The sequence below is a fragment of the Variovorax boronicumulans NBRC 103145 genome, assembly GCF_001591345.1.
Lineage (GTDB): Bacteria > Pseudomonadota > Gammaproteobacteria > Burkholderiales > Burkholderiaceae_C > Variovorax > Variovorax boronicumulans.
This window is the reverse complement of sequence record NZ_BCUS01000191.1, coordinates 1-7512: the sequence shown is the minus strand read 5'-3', so window position 1 is coordinate 7512 and position 7512 is coordinate 1. Positions and strand designations below refer to the sequence as shown.

The 7512-nt window shown below is 72.2% G+C and carries 2 protein-coding genes; both read left to right on the top strand.

Going from position 1 to position 7512, the window contains the following annotated elements; all coding sequences use genetic code 11:
- Positions 1-417, top strand: a 417-nt coding sequence (locus VBO01S_RS30045) for a FecR family protein (RefSeq protein ID WP_157627516.1), incomplete at its 5' end; no start/stop codon positions are given.
- 139 nt (positions 418-556) lie between these two features.
- On the top strand, positions 557-7512 hold a 6956-nt coding region (locus VBO01S_RS30040; RefSeq protein ID WP_157627514.1), incomplete at its 3' end, for a two-partner secretion domain-containing protein.

Below are 7512 nucleotides of genomic sequence, written 5' to 3'. Positions count from 1 at the left end.
AGCGAGGCGCAGGCCGGTCGCTTCGAGGTGCGCTACCTCGCGGGCCGGGGCTGCGTGACCTGCCTCGAAGGGCGCGTGCGCGTCACGCACGCGAGGGGCACGCGCGATCTGCAGGCCGGCGAGCAGGTGCTGTACGACGCGGGTTCGCTCGGGCCGGTGGCAGCCGTGGCAACCCGCGAGGCCTCGGCCTGGCGCAGCGGCGTGCTCGTGTTCAGGCAGACGCCGCTGGCGCACGTGATCGAGGAGATCAACCGCTACCGGCCGGGCCGCGTGGTGCTGCTGGCGCAGCGCCTGGCCGGGCGCGAAGTCAGCGGGCGTTTCGCCATCGCTTCGCTCGACACGGTGCTGGTGCAGATCCAGCGCTCGTACGACCTCGAGGTGCGCGCACTGCCGGGCGGCGTGCTGCTCCTTAGCTGATGAATGTGACAGCCTGATTGGCCCTCGCGTGCACTCAGGATTGGTCCAGAAACTTAGCGGTTTTGTTTGCGTCTGTCGGTCTGTCCAGTAAGGGGCACGGATTCCGTGCCGGTGCATTTCATTCTTTACTGGGCGTCAGATGAACACACACGAGGGACACCGCAGCCGCCGCCAGGGCGCTGCCGTGCAGGCGAGGAGCTTCCGGATTTCGCCGCTGGCACAGGCCATGGCGCTGGCGCTGGCCGCCGGTGCGGCCGCCGCGCCGGCCCATGCGCAGCGCGCCTTCAGCCCGACCTGGTTCAACGCCAAGGGCGCGGCGCAGGCCACGGCCACGGCCACCGGCCTGATGCCCAACGGGCTGCCGGCGGCGCAGCTCGCGGGTCCGCTCGCGCAGCAGCAGCGCGCGAGCGAGCAGCTGCAGCAGTCGATCGGCAACCTGAACCTGGCGGCACGCGGCATCGCGGCGCAGCAGGCGGCACAGGCGGCCGCGCGGCGCGCCGCGCAGAACGACCCCTCGGTGCCCGACGGCCTGGCCGAAGGCGGCCTGAAGGTCGACACGAATTCGCTGACCGCGGGTTGGTCGAATGCGCGCGCGCTGACCGGCGATTCGCAGCGGCAGGTCGATGGCCGCACGGTCGTCACCGTCGAGCAGACGGCCGACAAGGCGATCCTCAACTGGGAGACCTTCAACGTCGGGCGCAACACCACCGTGGCCTTCGCGCAGCGCAAGGACTGGGCAGTGCTCAACAAGGTGAACGACCCGCAGGCGCGGCCTTCGCAGATCCAGGGGCAGATCAAGGCCGACGGCACGGTGATGGTCGCCAACCGCAACGGCATCGTGTTCAGCGGCAGCAGCCAGGTCGACACGCGCAACCTCGTGGCCGCGGCGGCGCAGATCGACGACGCGCAGTTCCAGGCCCACGGCGTGTACGCCAACGGCAGCGCGCCCAACTTCAGGAACGCGCAAGGCCGCGTCGAGGTGCAGGCCGGTGCCAGGCTTTCCACGCCCGCACCCGCTTCGGCCACGCAGGGCGGCGGCTATGTGCTGCTGCTGGGCGCCGAGGTGCACAACGCTGGCGAGATCGCCACGCCCGGTGGGCAGACGCTGCTCGCGGCGGGCGATCACTTCACCATCCGCAAGGGCGTGGGCACCGACGGCAACCTGGGCTCGACCACGCGCGGCAACGAAGTCGCGGTGACGCTGGACACGAACAGCCCGGCGGGCACGGTGCGCAACACCGGGCTGATCCAGGCGACCACCGGCGACGTCACGCTGGCCGGGCGCGAAGTGGTGCAGGGCGGCGTCATCCTGTCCAGCACCTCGGTCAACACACGCGGCACGGTGCACCTGAACGCGACCGGCGCCACGGGCCAGGTCAGGTTCGGCGAAGGCAGCACCACGGCCATCGTGCTCGACACCGGCGGCGCGACCGCGCTCGACAGCCAGCGCGCGGGGCTCATGGCGCCGGCAGTCCAGCTGGGCACCGGCACCATCGTGCTGGCGGGCAACGACCGCCACGACCTGTCGCGCGTCGAGGTCGCCAGCGGCGGCACGGTCGAGTTCCAGGCCGGCTCGCTCACGCTGGCCACCGGCGGCCAGGTGGTGGTCGACGCGAAGCAGCGCAGCCTCGTGCGCGAGGGCGCGCGCATCGACGTGTCGGGCGCGGTGGGCGTGAAGCTCGCGATGGAATCCAACAACATCAAGATCAACGTGCAGGGCAACGAGCAGCGCGATGCGCCGCTCAACCGCGACAGCAAGAACCTCAACAACAACGACCTGTGGATCGACCGGCGCTCGCTGGTCTTCGTGCCCGGCGGCACCGGCGGCTACCAGGGCGAACGCTGGTACACCGGCGGCGGCCTGCTCGAGGTGGGCGGCTACCTCGGCACGCAGGCGCACGGCGTGGGCGAGTGGATGGCGCAGGGCGGCGTGGTGGGCTTCAGCGGCGGCGAACTCGTCACGCAGCGCGGCGCGAGCATCAACATCTCGGGCGGCACGCTCGACGTGCTCACGGGCAGGCTCAACCAGAGCTGGCTCAAGGGCGCGGACGGGCGGCTGTACGAAGTCTCGAAGGCGCCGGGCGACCTGCGCTACACGGGCGTCTACAAGGGCTTCGAAGACGAACACGCGCGCTGGGGCAAGAAGACGACGGGCTTCTTCTACAGCCCGCTGATCGGCCCGCAGACGCGGCTGGAAAGCGGCTACACCGTGGGCCGCGATGCCGGCCTGCTCATCGTCGGCACGCAGGCCGCGGTGCTCGAAGGCGAGATCGTCGGCGAGACCTTCCAGGGCGAGCGCCAGACGCAGGCGCGACAGGCCGGGCTCGACGGCTACCAGCAGTCGCCCGGCGCGGTGGCGCAGCGCGGGCAGCTCGTCGTGGGCCGCTACGACGCCTACTACGACAAGACGGCCGGTGCGATCCACCGGCGGCTCGACAGCGCCGGCATCAGGAACGTGGTGCTGGGCGATGCGGCCGACGGCATTGCCGCGGGGCTCGACCTCGCGACCGTGTTGCCGGCGGAACGCCGCGACACGCTGGTGCTCGATGCGGCGCAGCTCAGCGGCTTTCGCCTGGGCGCGGTGCGCATCGCGGCCACCGACAGCATCGCGGTCGACAAGGCGCTGCAGGTCGGCGACGGCGGCCACCTCACGCTGTACAGCCCGAACGTGAAGGTCAACGCCGACCTCGTCGCGCGCGGCGGCGGCATCCATCTGGGCAACGTGCTCGAACAGATCAGCCTCAACTACCTGAAGGACACGAGCACGCTCACCGCGCCCGACGGCGGCACGAGCTCGGTGGTGCTCGCAGGCGGTACGACGCTCGACACCCGCGGCCTGTGGACCCACCTGCTGACGAACCCGGTCGACGCGGGCGGCGTGGCCTACCGCAACGGCGGCAGCGTGTCCGTGCGCAGCACCGGCGACGTGGTGCTGGGCACCGGCAGCGTCATCGACGTGTCGTCCGGCGCGGCGCTGTTGTCGAAGGCCAAGCCGCAAGGCGGCAAGGGCGGCAGCGTCACGCTCGAGGCGGATGGCTTCAACACGGGCAGCGGCCATGTCGCGCTCGACGGCGCGGTGCTGCGCGGCCACGGCGTGGACGGCGGCGGCACGCTGAGCGTGCAGACGATGCGCGTCGCCATCGGCGACACCTCGGGCACGGCGCAGGCCGACACGCTGATGCTCGACGCCGGCTTTTTCGACAAGGGCTTCAGCCGCTATGCGCTCATCGGCAACCATGGCCTCACGGTGGCCGACGGTGCGCGGATCGACGTGACGATGCCGGTGTACCGCTTCGGCGCCCACGCGCAGGACATCGTCACCGGCAGCCGTCCGGCCGACGCGCTCGAGGTGTGGACGCCGCCGCTCTACCAGGAAGACGCGACCCAGGCCGTGCTCACGCAGCGCAAGGGCGCGAGCCTGTCGCTGCAGGCCGGCACGACGACCACGCTCGCCAAGGAGCTGCCGACGGTGCAGGCCGTGGTGGGCAAGGGCGCGGCGATCCATGTCGACCCGGGCCAGGCCATCGAGGTGCGCAGCGCCGGCCAGCTCACGGTGGACGGCACGCTGCGCGCGAACAGCGGGCGCATCGTGCTGAAGACGGTGGACATCACCGACCTCGAATCGGACATTGCCAATGCAACGGCCCATGCCCGCTCGATCTGGATCGGCGGGCAGGCGGTGCTCGATGCGTCGGCACATGCGGCCACCGCCACCGACACCACCGGCAAGCGCTACGGCCTGGTGCGCGACGGCGGCAGCATCGTGGTCGGTGGAGAGATCGATGCGGTGGGGAGCAAGGCCACCGCGTCGCAGAACTTCGTCGTCGTGCGCCCGGGCGCGTTGCTCGATGCCTCGGGCACGCATGCGGTGCTCGACGTGCCCGGAATGGGCGCCACCGATGTCGCCAGCAACGGCGGCAGCATCTCGCTCGCGTCGTACAACGGGCTGCAGTTGGACGGCACACTGCGCGCCGTCGCGGGCGGCGAGCGCGCGGCCGGTGGCACGCTGGCCGTGGTGCTCGGCACGCCGGGCCTGCGCCTGCACCTGGACCCGCTGCAGCAGGCGGAAGACCGCGTGCGCCGGCACCGCGTGCTGGTGCTGGGTGCGGCGCAAGGCGCACCGCTCGCGCCCGACACCCTGCGAGCCGGCGTCGACGACGGCGCCCTTGCATACGGCCAGGCCCGGCTGGGCACCGACACGGTCCGGCGCGGCGGCTTCGACACCCTCTCGCTGTTTGCCGGCTCCACGCTCGCCTTCGAAGACGGCGTCGACCTGCGCATGCGGCAGGGCCTGCAGATCTACGCCGGCGGCCTCGCGCTCGGCAAGGACGCACCCGATGACGCGCACGTGGCGCTGTCGGCCGCGCACGTGCGGCTGGCCGGCACGATGCCTTCGTTCACGCGTGAAGTGCTGAGGGCGCCCCTCGCCGAAGGCGGTGTGGTGCGCGTGCCGTCCGGCACCCGCCTCGATGTGGCCGGCGACCTGATCGACATCCGCGACGGCATGGGTTTCGGCGTCAACGGCAAGGTCCCCGTGCTCGACGGCGCGAGCGAAGCGCCCACGGTCGACCTGGCCGCCTTCGGCCATGTCACGCTGGCCAGCAGCGGCGATCTGCGCTTTCTGCAAGGCCGGCAGGACGTCGGCGTTTCCACGAGCCTGGTCGTGCCCGGCAGCCTGACCCTGCGCGCCGCGCAGATCTACCCGGCCACGGGCGTGGTGGCGCTGGTGTCCGCGGGCCTGGCGCCGGACGGCACCTACCGGCCCGACACGGCGCTGCGCATCGAGGGCACCGGCGCGAGCCCGCAGGTGCCGTACTCGGCCTTCGGTGACCTGTCGCTGCGCGCCGGCGTCATCGAGCAGGGCGGCGTGGTGCGGGTGCCGCTCGGGCAGCTGACGCTCGGCGATGCGCTCACCACGCAGGTCAGGCTGCTGCCCGGCAGCCTCACGTCCGTGAGCGGCGAGGGGCTGGACATGCCCTATGGCGGCACGGTCGACGGCATCAACTACCTGTACGACGGCAAGCAGGTCAAGCTCACCGGCGTGGGCGCGGGCGACACCTACAAGCGCAACCAGACGATCGGCCTCACGTTCATGGGGGCCAGCGTGCAGGGCCAGGAAGGCGCCACGCTCGACCTGTCGGGCGGCGGCAACCTCCGGGGCGCGGGCTTCGTGAGCGGACGCGGCGGCTCGACCGACGCGCGCTTCAGCCCGCTGATGCAGGTCGGCGCCCGCGGCGGCTTCACGCTGCCGGGGCTCGCGACCAACCCCGTGTATGCCATCGTGCCCGGCGTGCAGCCGGCGGTGGCACCCACCGGCGCGGAGAAGGGCGCGGTCGATCCGCTCGTGGGTCAGCACATCACCATCGGCACCGGCGTGCCGGGCCTGCCCGCGGGCACCTACACGCTGATGCCCTCGACCTATGCGCTGCAGCAAGGCGCCTTCCGCGTGGAGCTGAACGGCGCGGCCGGCCTGGGCGCGCCCACCGGCACGCTGGCGATGCGCAACGGCTCGTGGCTCACGGCCGCGCAGCTGGGCGTGGGCCGCACCGGCATCGGCGACACGCTGTTCCGTCAGGCGATCGTGACTTCGGGCGAGGTGCTGCGCAGCTACTCGCAATACAACGAGATGGGCTACGGCGACTTCGTGCGCGCCGACGCGCTGCGCGTGGGCGTGCCGCGCGCCATGCTGCCGGCGGACGCGCGCAACCTGCACCTGAAGCTCGCGCCCGGTGCGGGCGCCGAGGCCTTGCGCTTCGACGGCACGGCGCGCTTCCAGGTGGGCGAGGGCGGGCGGGGCGGTTCCGTGGTGGCCACGAGCAGCGAGGAGCAGCTCGGTCTCGAGATCGTCGCGGCCGGCGCGCCGGCGACGGCGGGCTTCCAGGGCGTCACGCTGGATGCGGGTGCGCTCAGTGGCATGGGCGCGTCGCGCCTGGTCATCGGCGGGTTGCAGGGCGCCGACTATGGGCAGAGCGGCAACGTCATCCAGACCGGCGACGGTGGGCAGAGCGTGGTGCTTCGCCAGGGGGCGGTGCTGTCCGCACCCGAGGTGTTCCTGGCCGCGGTGGGCGCGACCGAGGGCACGCCGCTCGGCGTGGTGGTCGAGCAGGGCGCGCGCATCCACACCCTGGGCCGTGGCAAGGCCGCCTACGATGCCGGCGACGGCTTCGTCTACGCCGCGACCGGCCAGATGCTGATGGTCTCCAACGGCCGGGTGAGCACGCTGCCGGTGCCGCAGACCCAGGCCACCTCGGACAACCGCAGTCTGCAGATCGGCGTGTGTGCCAGCGCGTCGTGCAGCGGGCAGACCGAGCTGTATTCCGAGGGCACCATCGCCATGGTGACGCCCGACCGCTTCGAGATGAACGAGGCAGTGCGCTACGGCACGCGCCACCTCACGCTGGCGGTGCGCGGCATCAACGTGGGCGACAGCGCCGCGCTGGCCGCCGCCGCGCAGAACCACACGCTGCCGCCGGGACTGGCCATGAGCCAGGCCCTGCTCGACCGCCTGCTGCGCGGCGACCGACAGTACGGCGCGCCCGCGCTCGAAACGCTGGAACTGAGCGCCAGCGGCGGTGTCAACTTCTTTGGCACCGCGGCGCTGGACACCATCGACCCCGCCACCGGCAAGGCGACGATGGCGCAGCTGGTGCTGGCCACGCCCGCCATCTACGGCCAGGGCGGCGCGGGCGACGTGGCCACCATCCGCACCGGCCGCCTGGTGTGGCAGGGCGCGACCACGGCGCCTTCCGCCGTGGTGCGCGACGGCGCGGGCACCGGCAGCGGCACGCTGAACATCGAGGCCGAGCACATCGAGTTCGGCTACGGCCCCCACAGCCAGCCGAGCGGCCTGGAAGACGCGGGTCGCCTGGTGCTGGGCTTTGCCGACGTGAACCTCAAGGCCTCCGAGCGCGTGAGCGCCAACCACAAGGGCAGTCTCTCGGTCTACCAGTCGCAGGGCGCGTACGAAGCGGGCAAGGGCTACGCGTACAGCGGCGGCAACCTGAGCATCGTGGCGCCGCTGCTGACGGGCGAGGCGGGCTCGGTGAACCGCATCACGGCGGGCGGCACGCTGCGCGTGGCCGCACCTGCGGGCGC